Source organism: Lysobacter sp. HA18 (assembly GCF_054057595.1).
The window spans coordinates 71,943-91,129 of record NZ_JBSRZL010000001.1; the positions used below are offsets into that span (position 1 = coordinate 71,943).

14 protein-coding genes and 1 pseudogene are annotated in these 19,187 nt (G+C 68.9%); 7 read left to right on the forward strand and 8 right to left on the reverse strand.

Translation table 11 applies throughout. The features are described from left to right. Positions 1–12: 12 nt before the first annotated feature. Genes ACVWWW_RS00320 through egtB form a run of 3 tightly spaced genes read right to left on the reverse strand, consistent with a single transcriptional unit; the run spans position 13 to position 3,283 of the window. On the reverse strand, positions 13–1,011 hold the full coding sequence (locus tag ACVWWW_RS00320) for an NAD(P)/FAD-dependent oxidoreductase (protein WP_081671886.1): 999 nt from the start codon (positions 1,009–1,011) through the stop codon (positions 13–15). Then, entirely contained in the window at positions 1,008–2,000 is a 993-nt protein-coding gene (gene egtD, locus ACVWWW_RS00325) for an L-histidine N(alpha)-methyltransferase (protein ID WP_027081564.1), read from the reverse strand. The genes ACVWWW_RS00320 and egtD overlap by 4 nt, the downstream gene beginning before the upstream one ends. Continuing rightward, the gene (egtB, locus tag ACVWWW_RS00330; RefSeq protein ID WP_036140922.1) at positions 1,997–3,283 is read right to left on the reverse strand and encodes an ergothioneine biosynthesis protein EgtB; all 1,287 of its coding nucleotides are present in this window, start codon (positions 3,281–3,283) and stop codon (positions 1,997–1,999) included. The genes egtD and egtB overlap by 4 nt, the downstream gene beginning before the upstream one ends. A gap of 77 nt (positions 3,284–3,360) precedes the next feature. Here egtB and ACVWWW_RS00335 point away from each other — a divergent pair, with 77 nt between their 5' ends. Next, positions 3,361–4,509, forward strand: a complete 1,149-nt coding sequence (locus tag ACVWWW_RS00335) for an aminotransferase class V-fold PLP-dependent enzyme (RefSeq protein ID WP_051234540.1) — start codon at positions 3,361–3,363, stop codon at positions 4,507–4,509. A gap of 18 nt (positions 4,510–4,527) precedes the next feature. Here ACVWWW_RS00335 and folE read toward each other — a convergent pair whose 3' ends face one another. The 5 genes from folE to recC all read right to left on the reverse strand — a co-directional run bounded on the left by folE (position 4,528) and on the right by recC (position 14,674). Then, on the reverse strand, positions 4,528–5,115 hold the full coding sequence (gene folE, locus ACVWWW_RS00340; protein WP_027081562.1) for a GTP cyclohydrolase I FolE: 588 nt from the start codon (positions 5,113–5,115) through the stop codon (positions 4,528–4,530). A gap of 261 nt (positions 5,116–5,376) precedes the next feature. After that, complete coding sequence (locus ACVWWW_RS00345; protein ID WP_051234539.1) at positions 5,377–5,838, reverse strand: glycine zipper domain-containing protein; 462 nt, start codon at positions 5,836–5,838, stop codon at positions 5,377–5,379. A 168-nt stretch (positions 5,839–6,006) separates the two neighbouring features. Then, positions 6,007–7,752, reverse strand: a complete 1,746-nt coding sequence (recD, locus tag ACVWWW_RS00350; protein WP_036140920.1) for an exodeoxyribonuclease V subunit alpha — start codon at positions 7,750–7,752, stop codon at positions 6,007–6,009. Then, a complete protein-coding gene (locus ACVWWW_RS00355) occupies positions 7,749–11,357 on the reverse strand; it encodes a UvrD-helicase domain-containing protein (protein ID WP_051234538.1) in 3,609 nt (1,202 codons plus the stop codon). Before ACVWWW_RS00355 ends, recD begins: the two co-directional genes overlap by 4 nt. Further along, complete coding sequence (gene recC, locus ACVWWW_RS00360; protein WP_036140918.1) at positions 11,354–14,674, reverse strand: exodeoxyribonuclease V subunit gamma; 3,321 nt, start codon at positions 14,672–14,674, stop codon at positions 11,354–11,356. Before recC ends, ACVWWW_RS00355 begins: the two co-directional genes overlap by 4 nt. 256 nt (positions 14,675–14,930) lie before the next feature. Between recC and ACVWWW_RS00365 the strand changes: the two genes are divergently transcribed. The 6 genes and pseudogenes from ACVWWW_RS00365 (at position 14,931) to ACVWWW_RS00390 (ending at position 19,177) form a co-directional block, all read left to right on the forward strand. Next, entirely contained in the window at positions 14,931–15,722 is a 792-nt protein-coding gene (locus ACVWWW_RS00365) for an ATP-binding cassette domain-containing protein (protein ID WP_027081559.1), read from the forward strand. Beyond that, the gene (locus ACVWWW_RS00370) at positions 15,719–16,468 is read left to right on the forward strand and encodes an MlaE family lipid ABC transporter permease subunit (protein WP_027081558.1); all 750 of its coding nucleotides are present in this window, start codon (positions 15,719–15,721) and stop codon (positions 16,466–16,468) included. The genes ACVWWW_RS00365 and ACVWWW_RS00370 overlap by 4 nt, the downstream gene beginning before the upstream one ends. A gap of 121 nt (positions 16,469–16,589) precedes the next feature. Further along, entirely contained in the window at positions 16,590–17,093 is a 504-nt protein-coding gene (gene mlaD, locus ACVWWW_RS00375) for an outer membrane lipid asymmetry maintenance protein MlaD (RefSeq protein WP_027081557.1), read from the forward strand. A 3-nt stretch (positions 17,094–17,096) separates the two neighbouring features. After that, positions 17,097–17,742 (forward strand): annotated as a pseudogene (locus ACVWWW_RS00380) (MlaC/ttg2D family ABC transporter substrate-binding protein). Further along, positions 17,739–18,014: an STAS domain-containing protein gene (locus ACVWWW_RS00385; protein WP_027081555.1), complete on the forward strand. Its 276-nt coding sequence runs from the start codon at positions 17,739–17,741 to the stop codon at positions 18,012–18,014. Before ACVWWW_RS00380 ends, ACVWWW_RS00385 begins: the two are co-directional and overlap by 4 nt. 38 nt (positions 18,015–18,052) lie before the next feature. Continuing rightward, positions 18,053–19,177 (forward strand): MlaA family lipoprotein, encoded by a 1,125-nt coding sequence (locus ACVWWW_RS00390; protein ID WP_051234536.1) that lies wholly within the window; start codon positions 18,053–18,055, stop codon positions 19,175–19,177. Positions 19,178–19,187 lie beyond the last annotated feature (10 nt).

Below are 19,187 nucleotides of genomic sequence, written 5' to 3' on the forward strand. Positions count from 1 at the left end.
CCGCGCCTGCCGTCAGTCGCGTTGTGCCTTCGGTACCGCCGCGGCGCGCGTGCCCGGCGGGCTCGGAAGCTCCGTTGCCGTTTCGGGCTGAAGTTCGGGCCGTTCGCGCCAGTTGCGCGGCAGCCGGTTGTGGATCTTGGTCGCGGCGATCGCCGCATGCCCGACCGCGACCGCGATCTGGTTCAGCGCGCTCACCACGTCGCCGACTGCGTACACGCCATCGACGCTGGTCTGCTGGTCCTCGCCGACCACGATTTCGTCGCATTCGTCGAGTTCCAACCCGAGTTCGCGCGCGAGGTCGACGTTCGGCGTGCTGCCCAGCGTCGGGTATAGCGTGTCGAACACCTGCGCGTTGCCGTCGTGGTCGCGCACCACGGTCTTGCCGTTCTCGAACGCGAGCTTGGCGGGCTTCGGATGCACGTCGATGCCCGCGCGCTTGGCCTGCTCGATGCTCTCGTCCGACGCCTCCCTGTCTTCGCTCGCGATCACGCTGACGTCGTCGGAGAACGTGCGCAGGAACAGTGCATGGCTGACGGTGCTGTCGACTGGCCCGTACACCGCGACGCGGCAGTCGCTCGCTTCGTAGCCGTCGCAGACCGGGCACAGGCGCACGGCACCGGCAGCAATCGCGTCTTCGAGATCGTCCAGCGGCGGCATCACGTCGACGATGCCGGTCGCGAGGATGACGAAGCGCGCGCGCCAGCGTCGACCGTCGGCAGCCGTGGCTTCGAAGACATCGCCATCGCGATGCAGGCGCGCGATGCAACCGTCCTCGATGGTCGCGCCGTAACCGGTCGCCTGATCGCGCTGCTGCTGGAGCAGCGTGCTGCCGGCGACGCCACGCGGAAAGCCCGGGCAGTTATGGCTGGTCGGAATCCATCGCGCGCGGCTCTTGCCCGCATCGACCACGAGGATGCGGCGGTGATAGCGCACGAGGTACGTCGCGGCGGTCAGCCCGCCGGGCCCGGCGCCGATGATCAGGCAGTCGAGAACGTCGTCCGTCGCGCTCATGCGGCCTCGAGCAGACGCAGGCCGAAGCGATCGCCGGGTGCGTTCCAGCGGTGCGTCACGCGCATGCCGGCGCGTCGCGCGAGATCGTCGAAATACGCATCGGTGTACTTGTGCGAGATCTCCACCACGATGGGTTCGCCCGCATCGAATACGAAGGCATGGCCTGCGACGTGCACCACCTGCGCGCGCCGGCTGACGATGCTGGTCTCGATGCGACTGTTCACCGGCGACCACACCGCGCGATGCGCGAATGCGGCTTCGTTGAAATCGGCGCCGAGCTCGCGGTTGAGCCGCGTCAGAAGATTCAGCGTAAACGCCGCGGTGACGCCGGCCGTATCGTTGTACGCCGCTTCCATGTCGGCGACGTCCTTGACCAGATCGAGGCCGATCAGCGCGACACCGTCGTCGCCCATGGTTTCGCGCATGGCCTGCATGAGGTCGAGCGACTGCGCGTCGTCGAAATTGCCGAGCGTCGAGCCGGGGAAAAACACCAGCGAGCGCGCGGCCTGCATGAAAGCCGGCGGCACCGGCACCGGCCGGGTGAAGTCCGCGCACACCGGCAGCATCTGCACGTCGGGAAATGCGTCGGCGAGTCGCTGCGTGGAATCGAGCAGCGTTTCGCGCGAGATCTCGACGGGCGTGTACGCGACGGGCGAGTTGAGCCCCGCCAAGAGCAGCTGCGTCTTGCGCCCGCTGCCGCTGCCGTATTCGACAACGTGCACATCCGCACCGACGGCGTCACGCACCTGCGGCATCACGTGCTGCAGCAGCGCGATCTCGATGCGCGTGAGGTCGTACTCGGGCTGTTGCGTGATCGCTTCGAACAGCTGCGACCCGCGCTCGTCGTAGAAGTATTTCGACGACAGATGCTTCGGCGTCGACGACAGCCCGGCGATCACGTCGCTGCGCAGGTCGTCGGGCGTGGGCCGTAGGTCGAGCAATACGGGCGCCTGCACCGCGTGGTGCAGCCGGGCGTCGAGCAGGTTCATGCGATGTCCTTCGCGAGCCGCAGCCCGGCAAATTGCCAGCGCGCATGCGGCGGAAAAAAGTTGCGATAGCTGGCGCGCAGATGGTCGCGCGGGCTCGCGCAGCTGCCGCCGCGCAGCACCTGCTGGCCGACCATGAACTTGCCGTTGTATTCGCCCAGCGCGCCGTCCCACGGACGGAAACCCGGATACGGCAGGAACGCACTCGACGTCCACTCCCAGACGTCGCCGAACATCTGGCGCAGGCCATCGCGCGCGTTTCCAACGGGTTGCAGATTGCCGGACTCGACGAAGTTGCCGTCGACTTCGACGCCGTGCGCGGCGCGTTCCCATTCGGCTTCCGTAGGCAGGCGCGCGCCGGCCCAGCGCGCGAAGGCATCGGCTTCGTAATAGCTGAGCTGCGACACCGGTGCGGACGCATCGATCTCTTGCACGCCACCCAAGCCGAACGCGCGTTCGTCGTCGAGCCAGTACAGCGGACGCTGCCACTGCTCGCCCTGCACGCGCGCCCATCCATCGCTCAGCCACAACGATGCGGTGCGATAGCCGCCGTCGCGGATGAAGTCGCGGTAGTCGTTGCACGTAACGGGTCGCGTCGCCAGCGCATAGGCGCCAACCAGCGTGCGGTGCCGCGGCGATTCGGGGTCGAATGCGAATGCGTTGGCTTCGGGCCAGCGGTCGGTACCGATCTCGACGATGGCTTCATCGAAGCGCACCCACTCCATCGATCCGGCGCCCGCGTGCGAACGCGGAAGATCATCTCGATACGCAGGCCACAAGGGATTGCACGACAGCGCATGCAGGATGTCGGTGAGCAGCAATTCCTGGTGCTGCTGTTCGTGCTGCAGGCCGAGCTCGATGCGCTGGCGCGTTGCGATGTCGAACTCATCGCGCGCGAACGCGTCAGCGACACGCGTATCGATGCGTGCGCGGTAGTCGAGCACCTGCGCGAACGACGGTCGCGACAGCACGCCGCGCATCGGCCGCGCGTGTTGCGGGCCGACGCTCTGGTAGTAGCTGTTGAACAGCACCTGCCAGGTTTCATCGACGATGCGATAGCCCGGCAACGTCGCGAGAACGAACGTCTCGAAGAACCACGTGGTGTGCGCGAGGTGCCATTTCGTCGGGCTCGCATCGGGCATGGACTGCACCATTGCGTCCTCGGCCGAGACCGGTGCCGCCAGTTCGACGCTGCGCTCGCGCACGGCGCGAAAACGCGACGCCAGCGGATCGACGGAGCAAGCTCCGGCGTCCCGCGCGACGGCAGGCGACAGATCGGTCGACATTCCCATCCTCCAAGCCTACGAAGCGACCGCGACGGCCGGGTGACGGGCGCGCGACGACCGCCCGTAAAGTAGCGGCCATGCCCCTGCCCGCCAACGTGCGCGACGCCTTCCTGATTCCGGACGGCTCGATCTACCTCGATACCGCCTCCAACGCACCGCGCACCCGTCGCATCGATGCCGCGTTGCGCGAGGCCTGGAGCGAGCAGGCGGCACCGTGGCGGCTGTCATTCGCCGACTGGGAGGCACACATCGAACGCGTGCGGACGCAGGCGTCGCGGCTGTTCGATGTCGACCTGAAACCCGAGCCCGACGCGGTCGCGCTGGTGCCGTCGGTGGCGCATGCGATGTCGACGGTCGCGTCCGGCTGGCCGCTGCAGGCGGGCGACGTGGTCGGCATCGTGGACGGCGAATTCCCATCCGCGCTGCTGCCGTGGCAGGTGCGTTGTGAAGCGACGGGGGCCGCATTGCAGTCGGTGCCGCGCGAGGATGCCAGCGACGGTTTCGTCGACCTCATCGAACGACGCAAGCCTGCGGTGATCGTGTTGTCGCATGCGCACTGGCGCGACGGCCGCCTGCTCGACCTGGACCGCGTTGCGATGACTGCACGCGCACGCCGCGTGCCTGTCGTGCTCGACCTCAGCCAGAGCCTCGGCGTGCTGCCGTGTGATGTCGAACGCTGGCAGCCGGCGTTCGCGATGAGCGTCGGCTACAAGTGGTGGCTGGCGCACAAGGGCCTGTGCGCGTTGTGGGTGTCGCCGGAGTGGCGCGAGCGACTGCACCCTCTGGAGCAGCATTGGCAGGGCCGATCGCCGACGCAGGCTTGGCGGTTCGATACAGAACGCGCTCCGCCATACCGCGACGGCGCACGTCGGTTCGACGGCGGAGAGATTTCGGATCCGCTGCGACTCGCGATCGCGGAAGCCGGCCTGCACGACGTGCTGGAGTGGACACCGCGCGCGATCTCCGAACGTCTCGGGGAACTGCTCGATCGGCTCAAACGGCGGCTGGCAGCAGCGGGACTCGCGCATTGGTGCGTCGAGCCGTCGTCACCACACCTGCTCGGCCTCGCGCCGGACCAGGATCGCATCGACGCGGTGCGTACTGCGTTCGCCGACAACACGGTCATCTGCATCGAGCGCGACAACGTCTTCCGTCTCGCGCCCCACCTGCATATCGACGAGCGCGACATCGATCACGTCGCCGACGTCATCATCGGCGCGCGCTGACATCCATCGGGTCGCGGCTCAGCGCTGCTGCGTACGGATGAACTGCAGGAATTCGGCGCGCGTGCGAGCGTCTTCGCGGAATGCACCGAGCATGGTCGACGTCGCCATGCTCACGCCGCGCTTGTGCACGCCGCGCGTGGTCATGCATTCGTGCGTCGCTTCGACCACCACCGCCACGCCCTTCGGCTGCAGCACGCGGTCGATCACTTCGGCGATCTGCGCGGTCATCTTTTCCTGCACCTGGAAGCGGCGCGCGAAGCTTTCGACCACACGCGCGAGCTTGCTGATACCGACGACCTTGCCGCTCGGCAGGTAACCGACGTGCGCGCGGCCGATGATCGGCGCCATGTGGTGCTCGCAGTGGCTTTCGAATTCGATATCGCGCAGTACGACCATCTCGTCGTAGCCGGCCACTTCCTCGAACGTGCGTTCGAGATACGTCTTCGGGCAGATCCCGTAGCCGACGAACCAGTCGCCGTAGGCATCGACGACGCGGCGCGGCGTGTCGAGCAGGCCTTCGCGGGTCGGGTCGTCGCCGGCCCAGCGCAGCAGCGTGCGCACCGCCGCTTCGGCTTCTTCGCGGGAGGGCTTTTCGATGTCGGCCATGCGTGCGGATCCTGCTCGTGATCGCGCGCATCGTAACCGAGCGGCTGTATGTCACGGGCATTGCATGCGGGATGCGGTGTCCCGTGGCGCAAAAGAAAGAGGCCGGCAATGCCGGCCTCCGGTGCTGCGGGTAGCAGTCGCAGCGTTGGGAACATACCGACCGTCGCGCGTGGCGCGTGCGACGGTCGGTGTGGCTACGGTCGTGCTGCGGTATCGCGCACCTTCCGCGCTTGCGCGTTGAGAGGCTGCGCGAGCAGCCGATTAACGCCCGTCGCCGTCCGCATCACCCGGCATCGCGCGCTCGATGTGATGCCAGCCGTCACGCACGGCGCCGCGGGCTTCGCCCCACGCAAGGCGCGAATTGCCCTTGGTGGCATCCCACTTGCGCTCGAGCTCCGGCTCGACCGAGTCGAAATCCTTGCCGCGGTAGCTGCCGTAGGTCTCGTAGCCGTAGCGGTACGCGGGCTGGTAGTCGTTCCAGTCGCGCGAGCTGTTGTAGTAATCGGTCTTGGTGTAGTTGTCCTGGAAGTGCTTCTCGTAACCCGTCGGGTTCACGGCTTCGGCGATCGAGTCGCCCGCCTTCGAGCCGACGATGCCGCCCGCGACGGCGCCGACGAGGCTGCCGACCGGACCCGCGGCCGAACCGACCGCTGCACCGGTGAGGGCACCTGCGACAGCACCCGTGCCGGAACCGAGGTTATGGTCTTTCTTGACGTCGCTCATCGTTGGACTCCGTGTTCTACGTGGGGAAGCCGGCAACCGGCCGGCAGCGGTGCGAGTGACTCTGGGCGGCCGCCGGTACAACGCGAGTGAAGAAATGATGTGATTTCGCGAATGGCCGCTTAACGCGATGCGCATTCGACTTCACTGCAACGCGACGTCACGCGTGCGTTACGCGCCCAGGCGACGCGCGAGTCCCGATACGCGACGTGCATGTCGCGACAGTGCAGTTGCGATCGACGCCGCCGGCCCAAGCACGTGCAATGCGCTGCGCGCACGCGTGATCCCCGTATAGAGCAGCTCACGCGACAGCACGCGCGTATCGACCGCCGGCAGTTGCAGCCAGACGGTGTCGAACTCGGAGCCCTGCGCCTTGTGCACGGTCATCGCGAACGCACCGGTGTGCGCAGGCAAAGCACCCGGCGGAAACGCGCGCAGGCCATCTGCGCCTTCGAACCAGGCGAGCGTCGCGCCGTCGACATCGCGCAGGCAGACGCCAACGTCGCCATTGAACAGGTCATGTCGCGCGCTGTTCTCGGTGACCATCAACAGCCGGCCGGGAAAATAGGTATCGCGCTGTGTTCCCGCAAGCGCGGTTTCGATGCGCGCATTGAGCTGCGTCGCGCCCTGCGGGCCATCGCGCAGCGCGGTGAGCAGGCGTACGCGATTGACGCGTGCGAGCGCATCGGCCGGATCGGTGCAGCTGCGCAGTTCGCGCCACGGAGCCAGCAGTGCGTCGCGAAGATCCGACGCGAGCGGATCGATCGCGTCTTCATGGAAACGCACACCGCGCGCACCGGAACGCAGCCCGATCAGTGCCGCATCGACGTCGCCGCGACGTACGGCATCGGCGACGGGCTCGAGCACGAGCGCGTCGGTCTGCCGGTAGCCGCGATCGAGATGCGCGCGTCGTCCGGCAAGCGGCGCGTTCGCTGACGGCGAGGCATCGGCAGCATCCGCCAATGCAGCGAGCACATCGCCCGCTTCCACCGACGGCAGCTGGTCGCGATCGCCAAGCAGCAGCAGTCGCGCGCCCTGCGGCAGTGCTTCGACGAGCTTACACATCAACGGCAGGTCGACCATCGACGCTTCGTCGACGACGAGGACATCGACCTTCAACGGATGCTTGACGTCGAACCGCGCGCGCGTCTGTCCCGGTACCAGGCCGAGCAACCGGTGCAGCGTGCTGGCGCTGGTTGGCAACGCGTCGCAGAGATCGCTGTCGAGGCCTTCGTTGCGCAGGGTGTCCGCGATACGACGCACGCTGCCGGCCATGCGGTCGGCGGCGCGGCCGGTGGGTGCAGCGAGCGCGATGCGTGGCGGTGCGCGGCCGTCACCGCGCGCCTGCGCCGCGAGAAGCAGCAGCACGCGCGCGATTGTCGTGGTCTTGCCGGTGCCGGGACCGCCGGTGACGAGCAGCACCGGCGACTCCAGTGCACGCAATGCCGCGCGCGCCTGCGCGTCACCGCTGTCGCGTTCGGGGAACAGACGCGCATGCAACGCATCGACGTCCGCATGCATCGCGGGCGTCGCGCCGGTGCACAGGCGCGACAGCGCTATCGCCAATCGACGTTCGTACTCGCGATAGCGGCGCAGGTAGATGCGGCCGTCCTCGACCACCAGCGGCGATGCGGCATCGCTCTCGATGTCGCGATCGGGCCGTGCGATCCACGCGCAGCTGGCGAGCGCATTGCCCCACGAGGTCGCGTCCGGCCAGTCGATGGGCGTTTCGACGAGTTCGGGCGCGGTGTATGGATCGAACGCCGCATGGCCTTGAGCGACGGCGTACGACGCGAGTGCCGCAGCAACAAGTACTGGATCGGTCGCCGCACCGTCGATGCGTTGCAAGGCATGCGCGAGCGCCAGGTCGATCGGGCGCACCGCACCGCTGCGCTGCAGGGCGTCGAGCAGGCTCATGCGCCGCCTCCGAACAGGCGGTCGAGTGCGTCGACCAGTGCGGATGGCAGGCGATCGGCGTGGACGCCCGGAGACGGCGAACGATGCGCATCGACACCGCGACAGAACACGTAGCGCACGCCGCCCATGTCGCGCTCGTAGTCATACGCAGCGCCGAGTCGGAAGCGCAGCCAGCGATGCAGTGCGAGCGTGTAGATCGCGGCCTGCAGCGTGTATTCGCCTTCGTGCATCGCGCGCGCCAGTGTCGGCGGCATGTAGTCCGACAGGCGGTTGGTCTTGTAGTCGAGGACGAAGTAGCGGCCGTCGTGCACGTAGACGAGGTCGATCTTGCCGGTCATCAGGCCGTCGAGCACACGACGCGCGCCGAAACCTTCGCGGGCGCTGAGCAGGCCGTGCGACTGCACTGTCGAAAGAAGTGTGTCGACGCCAACGTGGTCGAGCGCGAAGTGGAACTCCATCTCCGCGCGACGCGACGTGTCTGGCAGGTCGCACAGTCGTGCACCTTCCGGAAGCGCGACGGTCAACGTGTTGCCGACCAGTGCGGTGAGCAGCGGCAGGCCATCGTCGATCTCCGACTGCGAATAACCCTCTGCGCGGAATGCGTCGACCAACGCATCCTGCTGACCGTCCGGCGGCGGACCGTCGCGCCAGCCGCGCCAAGCGGTGAAGTCGACGTTCTCGAATGCGGCGTGTACTGCGTCGCCGAAGCGCGTGCCGGCGAAGCGCGGATCATCCGCTGCCGCGGCGACGAGTTCGGCGGCGACGTCGAGCGGTGCGGCGGTGACTAGCGGTTCGTCCGTTGCTTCTTCGCGCTCGCCGCGCGGCAGCAGTGTCTCGACGGTGCCGCTGCCGAGCCGTGCGAGCGCACTGAAGGAATAGATCGACCAGTCGCGCGTCAGTGCGCGTTTGGCGGTGCGTGCTCGCGGCACCTGCGTCGACGCGATCGCTCGCAACGGCGCCGCGTCGACCGATCCGACCTCACGACCGTCGATGACGATCTCGCCACCGGCGAGCGCACCGACATCGGCCAGCATCGGCGCGAGCGGCGTCGATGCATGCGCATACAGCGGGCCGGTGCACAGCCACAGCCCATGCTCGGCGCGGGTCAGCGCGACGTAGAGCAGGCGTGCGTCCTCGGCGGCCTCGTCCTCGCGCCAGCGCTGCTTGCAGGCATCGTCCGGCTGCAGGTCGAGCACGCGCGTGTCGCCGTCATGCACGCTGCACCAGCGCGGCGTCTTCGATGCGCCGCCGATGCCCGCGAACGGCAGGAACACCAGCGGGAACTCCAGGCCCTTGCTCTTGTGCACGGTGATCACCTGCACGCGGCGCGCGTCGGATTCCAGGCGCAACTGCTGTTCCGGATCGCGATCGTCAGCGCTCGCAATGCGCGCGCGCAGCCAGTCGACCAGGCCCTGCGGCCCGAGCGCGCGCTGCGCGGCGTCCTGCAGCGCTTCGCCCAGCTGCATGAAGTCGGACAGGCGGCGCTCGCCGTCGATCAGTTCCAGCAGGCGCGGCGCGTTCTGCGCGCAGAGTTCGTTGACCAGCGACAGCGGCCCCGCGCGCAACCAGCGCTCGCGCCAGCCGATCGCACGCTGCAGTTCGCGCGCACGGGCGACGTCGTCGCGGGAAAGCGCATCGATGCGCGTGGCGTCAAAACCGAGCAGAACGGTGGCGAGCGCGGCATTGAGTCGCGGGATATCCGCCGGTGCGAGCAGCGCGTCGAATACCGCAAGCAGTTCCATCGCCTGCACGGTCGCGAACAGGCTGGTGCGTCCTGCGGTGACGGCGGGAATGCCGAGCATCGACAGCGAGCGCTGCATCCGCGCGGCCTCATCGTGCTTGCGCACCAGCACCGCGATATCGCCCGGCTCGACGGCGCGACCGTCGATGCTCATGCGCCCGGCCGCGGCGAGCGCCAATGTTTCGTGCACGGCCTCGGCGCAGGCGTAGGTGGCGAGTTGGCGCGATGTGTCCGCGTCGAGCGGCTTGCCGTCCTCGGTGGCCGGCAGGCGACGGATCGTCAGCGCGGCCGCGGGTTCGCCATCGCGCAGGCAGGCGCGATCGTCGCGACGCCCGCCGGCTTCGACGGAATGGAAGCGGATGCGAGGGTCGACGAACGCCGTCGCGCCCGCGTTGTCGTACATGCGTTCCACCGCACGCAGGACGCAGGGTCGCGAACGGAAGTTGCGCAGCAGCGAGGGTGCCGGCTGCGCGACGTCGCGCGCACGCAGGTAGGTATGCACGTCGCCACCGCGGAAGCGGTAGATCGCCTGCTTGGGGTCGCCGATCAGCGCGAGGAACGGCGCGCTGCGCACCTCGTCGTCGAGCAGCAGCGGCGCGTCGACACCGTCATCCGCGAACACGCGACGGAAGATCGACCATTGCCGCGCATCGGTGTCCTGGAATTCGTCGACCAAGGCGGCGTGGTACTGGCGACGCAGTTGCGTGCACAGCGCGCGGCCGCGTGGACCTTCGAGTGCGTTGGCGACGCCGTCGATGAGATCGTCGAAGCTGCGCACATGGTTTTGGCGCTTCGCCTTCGCGAGGTGACGCGCGGCCTCATCGCGCACACGGTGCAGAAGCGCGAGGCGACGCGCGTCGATCCAGTCATCGTGGTTCCGGCGTGCATCGACATAGGCTTGCGCGATGTCGAACAGCGGCGACGTCGGACGCTGCGCGTCCTTGCCCTTGTTGGTGCAGGCGACGAGCTTGGCGGTTGTCAGCAGTTCGATCCTGTCGTGCGCGGTCGCGTCGCCGTCGCGCCACGCATCGAGCGCCGCGTAGAGGTTGGCGAGCGTCGGAGCCTTGTAGCTGACGGCGCTGATAGCCTTCCCGGCGAGCGCGGCGTTGATTGCGCGCTGGGCATCGTCGCCATGGGTTCGCCATGCGCTTCGCAACGCATCGGCGGCGCTGTGCAGCGCCGGCAACGGCGATTCGCCGATCTGCGGAGCCTCGGGACGCAGCGACGACGCACGCAGCAGTTCGCCGAGATCCGCTGCGAGCGCATCCGGCGTGCTCCACCAGGTGTCGAGCAGGTCCGCGGCGTCGCTGTCGGCTGCGAGGGTGCGCCACAGGTCGTGCGCGACGGTTGCGAGCAGTTCGCGATCGTCGCCGGGTGCGCCGGCGTCATGGAACGACTCGCCCGTTTCCAGCGCATGGTCGGCGAGCACGCGTGTGCAGAAGCCGTGGATGGTGTGCACGGCGGCGGCATCGATCTCGCGCGCGGCCTGTTGCAGGCGACGACGCAGCACGACCGGATCTTCAACAAGCTGCTGGCGCGCGACGAGTTGACGGCACAGCGCGACTTCCGGGTCGTCACCAGGACTCACCGCACCGGACGCGACCCGCGCGACGAGCTGCAGGCGTCGACGCAGGCGCTCGCGCAGTTCCTGCGTCGCCGCTTCGGTGAACGTCACCGCGAGGATCTGGCTCACGCGCATGCCGCGCTCGATGATGAGCCGCGTCACGATCGTCGCCAGCGTGAACGTCTTGCCCGTGCCCGCGCTCGCTTCGATCAGGCGGATGCCGGTGAGCGGCATGTCGAGGAAGGCGTCGACGTCGTCGTGCGTGTCGATGTCCGGTGGCGGCAGGTCGACGATGCTCATGCGTCGATTTCCGCGCGCGCATGCAGCACCGCGTCGAACACGCGACGCGCGAGCGCCTGGAAGCGTGCGGCGCCGTCTTCGCCCGCGAACGGATCGCGGCCGCGCAAGGTCAGCTGCGCCGCGGCGGTGCCGCCTTCCGCCCACTGGCGCAGGCCGAGCCAGCGGTCGCGCGCGGCGCGCCATGCGCGATCGTCCTGACCGTCGTACCAGAGCCAGCCGGCATACGCGCCGAACGGCAGCGGTTCGGTCAATCCTTCGGCACGCAGCTTCAGCAGCATCGCGAGGATGTTGCGCGCCTGCGCGGGATCGACGGGTTTGCGTTCGATCGCATCGACGCGGCCGTCGTGCACGATGAACTGCACCAGCGGCACTGCACGACCGAGCGCGCAGGCGACCAGCCAGTCGAGGCCGTGTGCGATCTGCGCGGGACCGTTCGCTTCGCCGAAGCGAAGTCGCGCAAGCCCATGCGGATGCACGTTGCGTAGGCGACCGTGCAGGCGCACCGCGTCGACGTCGAGATCGAAACCGAACTCATCGGCAACGGTCGATTCGTGCCAGCCGGTGAACAGCTCCGCGAACGGCCGCACTTCATCGACGACGTCGTCGAGCACGCGCTGGCCGAACACACCGGCGGGCAGCAGACCCTGCGCGCGCAGTCGTCGAGCAAGTTGCTGCGTGCGTCCGGTGACATGCGCATCGAACACCGCATCGCGCAGGCGGTCGGCGCTGCGGTGTTCGAGCACCAGCGGTTCGATGTCGATGATCGGTGCGCCGGCGTCGGGCAGGCGCAGTTGCAGACGCTGGCGCAGGAAGGCATCGGGCGGGCTGCGCAGGAAGCCGGCGAGATCGCCGAGCGCGACTTCGCGGGTCGGCGGATCCGGCGGCGGCAGCGGCGCGGTGACCCATGGCGGCGCTTCACGTCGACGCTGCGGCGCGGTGCGCGCGGCCTGCTGCCATTCGCCACGATAGCTGAAACGTCGCGGTTCGATCGCGTCGCCGTCGACGCCGAACGCTTCCGCGCAGAACGGCTGCAGCGGATGGCGCACGACGAAGCGCTTGCGGGTGTCGGCCGGGTCGGCGTGGTATTCGGCGGCGACGTCGAGCAGCTCGTTCACCAGCACCGACGGCTCGCGCACGCTGCCGTCGTGTGGATCGGCGCCGAGATAGCTCAGGTAGAAAACGTCGTTCGCCGACGCGAGCAGTTGCAGGAACATGAAACGGTCGTCGTCGCGCACCGAACGATCGCCGCGGCGGCGATTCGGGCCGTCGAGTTCGCGCAGGCGCTGGTCGAGGCCGCCGCCGGGATCGCTGCGCGGAAACTCGCCATCGTTGAGGCCGAGGATGCAGATCGCGCGGAACGGCAGCAGGCGCATCGGCACCATGCGGCCGAAGCTGACGCCGCCGTTCATCAGCGGCGCACGCGTGTCGGGCTCGGCGAGCTTCGCGTCGAAGTGCGCACGCACAACGTCGGGTTCGAGCGGCGCGGTGAACGCGGCGCGGCGCCCGGCGTCGGCGAATTCATCGATGAGCGTGCGCAGGCGATCGAGCGCGCGTTCGTCCGCGACATCGCGCGGGCGTTCGGGGAACACGGCCGCGAGCAACGCCAGCAAGCGTTCGCGCCATTGTTCGGGCGGCATCGCATTCGACAGCACGCGCTCGTAGCGTGTCAGCACGCGAATCAGGCCGATCAGCGTGTCGAGCGCGGCGAGGTCGCCACCTTCGAGTTCCGGCCAGCCGGCGACGTCGCCGAGCATCGCGTCGGATCCCGTCGCGTGACCGATCAGCAGGCGATCGAGCGCGAACTGCCAGGTGTAGATCGCATCGTCCGGTGCGCCGTGGCGTGCGCGATGCGCGCCGTCGAGGCCCCAGCGCGCGCCCGCGGCCTGCAGCCAGTCGTGCAGGCGATCGAACGACGCGGGTTCCAGCCCTGCGTGCTGCGCGATTGCCGGCGTCGCCAGCAGATCCAGCACTTCGTTGAGGCCGAGGCGCGACACCGGCAACGCGAGCAGGCGCGAGAAGACTTCGGCCAGCGGTTCGCTCGCCAGCGGGCTCGCGTCGGCAACGGTGTAGGGAATGAAATCGGTGCGCCCGTGCACGCCGCCGAACACCGCTTCGACGTACGGCAGATAGGGATCGATGTCGGGCGCGAGCACCGCGATGTCGCGTGGCTGCAACGGCGGATCGAAGCGCGGATCTTCGAGCAGCGCGCGCAACTGATCGTGCAGCACCTGCACTTCGCGGAGGCGTGTCGGTGCGGCATGCACCTGGAGGCTGGCGTCGTCGCGATCGAGGGTGTCGCGCCACGGTGTCGCCGGCGGCGGGCGGCGATGCAGAAGGTCGCGCTTCAATCGTTGCAGCAGCGTTTCGTTCGACAGGTCGAGGTGCGCATCGGATTCGGGGTCGGCGTATGCGACGAGGTCGAAATCCGGATGCACGATCTCGTAGCCGCCGAGCACCGCCATGAAGTCGCGGCCGGACGCGCCCCAGGCCTGCAGCAGCGGGTTGTCCTCGACGTCGAGTACGTCGCCGAACGCGGCTTCGTCGCCGAGTTCCAGACGATGCGGCAGCGTGCGCACGTCGCCCCAGTACGCGGCGACCGGCGACGGCAGGTAGAAGTGCAGCGGGCCGACGCGCGCTGCGCTCGCGATCACGCGCAGCGTGTCGGGCGAGACGTTGAGCGTGGCGAACACGAACAGGCGTGGCGGCAGGCCGGCGGGAGCTTCCGTCGCGTCGGCGCCGAAGCGTTCGAGATAGCGCTGGATGCGACGCGCGCGATGCGGGCGGTCGGCGCCGAGGCGTCGCCACAGCACGGCCTGCGGATCGCGCGGCGCCTGCCCCGCGTCCCAGGCGAGCAGCCAGTCGCGGCGCCACGCCTGGTACTTCTCGAAGGTATTGGCCAGCGCACCGGCCAGCGACCATGCCTTGAGCGGATCGGCGTCGCCGGCGTCGGGTGTCAGGTAGGTGCGCAGCGGACGCAGCACCGGGTCGCGCATCGCGCGCTCGTCCTGCAGCAGCGCGAGCAGGCGCCAGCGCATGGCCTCGGCGTCGAGATCGTCGGCGCGGCCGTCGACATTCGCGTCGAGCACCTGCGCGACCAGCTCGCCGGGCGTGAGGAAAACGATGTTCGCCGCGATGCCGTGCGCCTGCGCCAGCGTGGCCTGCAGCCAGCGGCGCATGGACGGCTGCGGGATGACCACGATGTCCGGCGCCAGCAACGCCTGCCCGGCCCTCGGCCGCCGGAGCTCCTCGGCCATCAGACCGGCCAGGATTTCCAGAGAATTCGAGTGGTACAGGCGGAAATCGGTGGCGGCAGCCATCCGGCCATCTTGCCGCAGGACGTCGCAGCCGGTGAGATGCGCGGCTCACGACACGGCGAGATGTATCGGAACGAGCGCGAGCGTCGCGAATCTCCGACGTACGGGAGATTCGGCGTCGATCCTCGCGACACACGCCGTTGCAGCCGCGATTGGTGCGCCGCCGGCTGCCCTGCGACAATGCGCGCACTCCCGGCCTGTTCAGCCGCGCGCCCGTAGCCTTCGCGCCGCCTTCGTGCGCGTGCACGTGACCGACCCCATGACCCAACCTTCGCCCATCGTTGCCCTGCGTGGGCTGCGCCTCGCGCGCGGCGACCGCACGATCCTGCACGACGTGAACCTTGAGGTTCTGCCGGGCGAAGTCGTGGCCGTGCTCGGCCCGTCGGGCTGCGGCAAGTCGACGCTGCTGTCGGCGCTGACCGGCGAGCTCGCGCCGGCGGCCGGTACCGTTGAAGTCCTCGGCCAATCCATGCCGCGCGCCAGCCGCGCGCTGCTGGAACTGCGACGCGGCATCGGCGTGATGCTGCAGGGCAACGGCCTGCTGACCGACCTCACCGTCGCCGAGAACGTCGCGCTGCCGCTGCGCACGCATACCGATCTTCCGGACGCGGTGATCCGTCGCCTGGTCGAAATGAAGCTGCATGCGGTCGGCCTGCGTGCGGCGGTCGATGCCTACCCGCGCGAGCTCTCCGGCGGCATGGCGCGCCGCGTCGCACTGGCGCGCGCGCTCGCGCTCGACCCGCCGCTGATGATCTACGACGAACCGCTGACCGGGCTCGACCCGATCGCATCGGGCGTCGTCATGTCGCTGGTGCGTCGCCTCAACGACACGCTCGGGCTGACCTCGATCGTCGTCACCCACCACGTGCACGAGACGCTGCCGGTCGCGGACCGCGCGCTGGTCATCGCCAACGGGCGCATCGTGTTCTCGGGCACCCCGTCCGAACTCGAACAGTCCGACGACCCTTTCGTGCAGCAGTTCCTGCGCGGCGCGCCGGACGGCCCGATCGCCTTCGATGCCGCGCCGCGCGCGGCGGGAGCCGCCGCCTGATGTTCGCGACGACGATCCGCACGCTCGGCCAGGCCGGCATGTTCTCGCTCTCGGTGCTGCGCGCGAGCCGCCCGACCGGCGACTTCCTGCGCGAACTGGTGCGCGAGATCTACAAGATCGGCGCGCGCTCGCTGCCGATCATTTCGGTCGGCGGCGCCTTCGTCGGCCTGTCGCTGACGCTGCTCGGCTACAAGGCGCTGACCACCTACGGCGCCGCCAACCAGGTCAGCGCGCTGCTCGGCCTCGGCATGTATCGCGAGCTGGCGCCGGTGCTCACCGCGCTGCTGTTCATCGGCCGCGCCGGCAGCTCCATCGCCGCCGAACTCGGCCTGATGCGCGCGACCGACCAGATCACCGCGCTCGGCCTGATGGGCATCGACCCGGTCGGCAAGGCGGTCGCGCCGCGCTTCTGGGCGGCGGTGCTGAGCGTGCCGCTGCTGACCGGCTTCTTCTGCGCGGCCGGCATCCTCGCCAGTTATCTCGAAGCCGTGCACGTGATCGGCCTGGAGGCCGGCCCGTTCTGGCAGGTGATGCGCGACGCGGTCGACTTCCACGACGACTTCCTCGTCGCGCTGGAAAAAGCCGCGGTGTTCGGCGCGCTGTCGGCTTGGGTGGCCGCGTTCGTCGGCTACCACGCCGAGCCGACCATCGAAGGCACGTCGCTCGCGACCACGCGTGCGGTGGTCAATGCCTCGCTGCTGGTGCTGATGTTCAACTTCGTGCTGTCGGCGCTGCTTTTCCGGTGATGCGCGTCCCGCGCAAAAACCCGCACATCCATGTGCGGACTCTTCATCGGGGTGGCGGTATCGCGACTCTTACCCTTGAATCCGGCGCGAAGCGCGCCAAGTAACGCTGGGAACCCGTCCAATGCGCAGTCCACGAATCGAATTCGCCGTCGGCGCCTTCCTGCTGCTCGCACTCGCGACGCTGCTGGTGCTCGCGATCGCGTCGACCAACGGCCACTGGGGCGGCCGCGGCGATACGTACGCGATCAAGGCGCGCTTCACCAACATCGGCGCGCTACGGCCTAACGCGCCGGTAAAGATCGGCGGCGTGATGGTCGGGCAGGTGGCCGATATTCAGCTCGACCCGGTTAAATACGACTCCATCGTGACGCTGGCGATCGAGGGGAAGTACAAGCAGCTGCCGTCCGATACCGCCGCCGGCATCTTTACCAACGGGCTGCTCGGCGAAAGCTACATCGGCCTGACGCCGGGCGGCGATCCCACGCCGCTGAAAGCCGGCGACGAGCTCTACCTCACGCAACCTGCCGTCGACCTGATGCAGCTCGTCGGCAAGTACATGTTCAGTGGCGCCGGCAAGTCCGATGCCGCAAGCGATAGCGGCGCGGATGCCGCACCCAAGGAGTAAGTCATGAAGCGCACCGCATTGTCCGTCCTGCTCGCCGCCGCGTTCGTCGCGCCTGTCGCCATGGCTTCGGCCGCAGCGCCCGCCGCCTCGCAGCAGGCCGGCACGCCGTCCCGCCTCGTGCTCGAGAACAGCACGCGCATGCTCAACACGCTGGAAACGCGCCGCGCCGAGTTCGCCAAGAACCGCACCGCACTCAAGCAGTTCGTTTCGAGCGAGTTCAACCAGATGTTCGACCGCAACTACGCGGCGCGCCTGGTGCTGGGCGCGCACGGCCGTGGCGCGTCGGATGCCGACGTCGCGACGTTCGCCGACGCGCTCAGCGAGAACCTGATGCAGCGCTACGGCTCGTCGCTGCTCGACTTCAACACGCGCCTGACGGTGAAGGTGAAGTCGGAGACACCGATCGGCAACGGCCTCGCCACGCGCGTGTCGACGCAGATGCTGCGCTCCGGCGGCGAGCCGATTTCCGGTCGACTACCTGATGCACCAGGTCAACGGCCAGTGGAAGGTGTTCGACGTGCTGGTCGAAGGCGTGAGCTTCGTGCAGACCTTCCGCAGCCAGTTCGACGGCCCGCTCTCGCATGCCTCGATCGCGCAGGTCGCCGCCGATCTCAAGGCGGGCAAGCTGCAGGCGAAGGCCAAGCAGTGACGACCGCGCGCGTCCGCCGCGACGGCGACGTGCTGCACCTGGACGGCCGCCTCGACCGGGCGGCCGTCGCTTCGACGTGGCGCGCCGTACAGCCGCTGCGTGCCGGCGCCACGCGCATCGACGTCACCGGCGTCGATGCGGTCGACAGCGCGGGCCTCGCGATGCTGGCCGAACTCGCCGCTGGCGGGCTTGCCGTTAACGGCGAACCGGCCGGCCTCGCCGAGCTGCGCGCCGCCTATCGCCTCGATGGATCGCTGGGTTTCGGCGCCTGACGGATCGCCCGTCCCGCCGTCCCCGCTAAAATGCCCGCATGACCCCTACCGCCGCCCCACGCCGCGCCCGTCGCCCGGGTGTCCCGGCCCGGTCGCTGCTCGTCCTCGCACTGATCGCCGCGACCTCGCCCGCATGGGCGCAGGACGCGACGCCGACACCGGCTGAAAACGCTGCGCCGGTGGCGGATACGCCACCTGCGGAAGCGTCGACGACGGCGCGCGATGCATCGAGCGATGCGTCGACGCCGCCGACCGAACCGGCGCAGGACATGACGACGCCGCCGCCGCCCGCCGACACCGCGACGTCCAGCGTTCCCGCCGACAGCGCCGAAGCGCTGCCGACCAACGAGCCGACCACTGCGGGCACGCCGCCGCCGACCGACGCAACGCAGTCCCCGACGCCGGATGCCACCGCTGCCGAAGGCGACTTCGACACGCTGTACGGCCCCACGGGCGGCACCAACGTCGGCCGCGGGTCTGCCGGCGTGATCTGGGACCCGTGGGAGCCCTACAACCGGAAGATGCATCGGCTCAACAACGCGGTCGACAAGTACGCCGCGCATCCGCTCGCGAAAGCCTACGTCGCCGTGGTGCCGCGCCCGCTACGCAGCGGCGTCAGCAATTTCTTCAGCAACCTCGGCCAGCCGATCACCGCGGTCAATGCGCTGCTGCAGGGCAAGCCCAAGCTCGCCGCGCACGCGCTCGGCCGGTTCGTCATGAATTCGACGCTCGGCATCGGCGGTGTGTTCGATCCGGCGACCGACGCCAAGCTCGAGAACGGCAACGAGGACTTCGGGCAGACGCTCGGTGTCTGGGGTTGGAAGCGTTCGCGTTACTTCGAACTTCCGTTCTTCGGCCCGCGCACCGTGCGCGACATCGTCGGCATGGTCGGCGACGCGCCGCTGTCGCCGATGCGCGGCATGGAAGAGGACAAGGTGCGCATTCCGCTGCAGGGCCTGCAGCTGGTCGACCTGCGCGCGCAGCTGATGTCGACCGACGCGCTGCGCGAAGGCGTGCAGGACGACTACGCGCTCGTGCGCGATGCGTGGATGCAGCGTCGCATGTACCAGATCAACGGCGAGACCGGGCAGGACCTGCCCGAGTACCTGCGCGACGCGCCGATCGTTCCGGTCAACGCGATGCCGGTGCGCGGCGGCCGGTAACCGCCGCGCG

Coding starts and splice junctions, on each gene's coding strand:
- egtD (WP_027081564.1), bottom strand. CDS start 2,000: ATGAACCTGCTCGACGCCCGGCTGCACCACGCGGTGCAGGCGCCCGTA.
- recC (WP_036140918.1), bottom strand. CDS start 14,674: ATGGCTGCCGCCACCGATTTCCGCCTGTACCACTCGAATTCTCTGGAA.
- folE (WP_027081562.1), bottom strand. CDS start 5,115: ATGGCCGACATCGAAAAGCCCTCCCGCGAAGAAGCCGAAGCGGCGGTG.
- mlaD (WP_027081557.1), top strand. CDS start 16,590: ATGCGCAGTCCACGAATCGAATTCGCCGTCGGCGCCTTCCTGCTGCTC.
- egtB (WP_036140922.1), bottom strand. CDS start 3,283: ATGTCGACCGATCTGTCGCCTGCCGTCGCGCGGGACGCCGGAGCTTGC.
- ACVWWW_RS00355 (WP_051234538.1), bottom strand. CDS start 11,357: ATGAGCATCGTCGACCTGCCGCCACCGGACATCGACACGCACGACGAC.
- ACVWWW_RS00365 (WP_027081559.1), top strand. CDS start 14,931: ATGACCCAACCTTCGCCCATCGTTGCCCTGCGTGGGCTGCGCCTCGCG.
- recD (WP_036140920.1), bottom strand. CDS start 7,752: ATGAGCCTGCTCGACGCCCTGCAGCGCAGCGGTGCGGTGCGCCCGATC.
- ACVWWW_RS00345 (WP_051234539.1), bottom strand. CDS start 5,838: ATGAGCGACGTCAAGAAAGACCATAACCTCGGTTCCGGCACGGGTGCT.
- ACVWWW_RS00390 (WP_051234536.1), top strand. CDS start 18,053: ATGACCCCTACCGCCGCCCCACGCCGCGCCCGTCGCCCGGGTGTCCCG.
- ACVWWW_RS00320 (WP_081671886.1), bottom strand. CDS start 1,011: ATGAGCGCGACGGACGACGTTCTCGACTGCCTGATCATCGGCGCCGGG.
- ACVWWW_RS00335 (WP_051234540.1), top strand. CDS start 3,361: ATGCCCCTGCCCGCCAACGTGCGCGACGCCTTCCTGATTCCGGACGGC.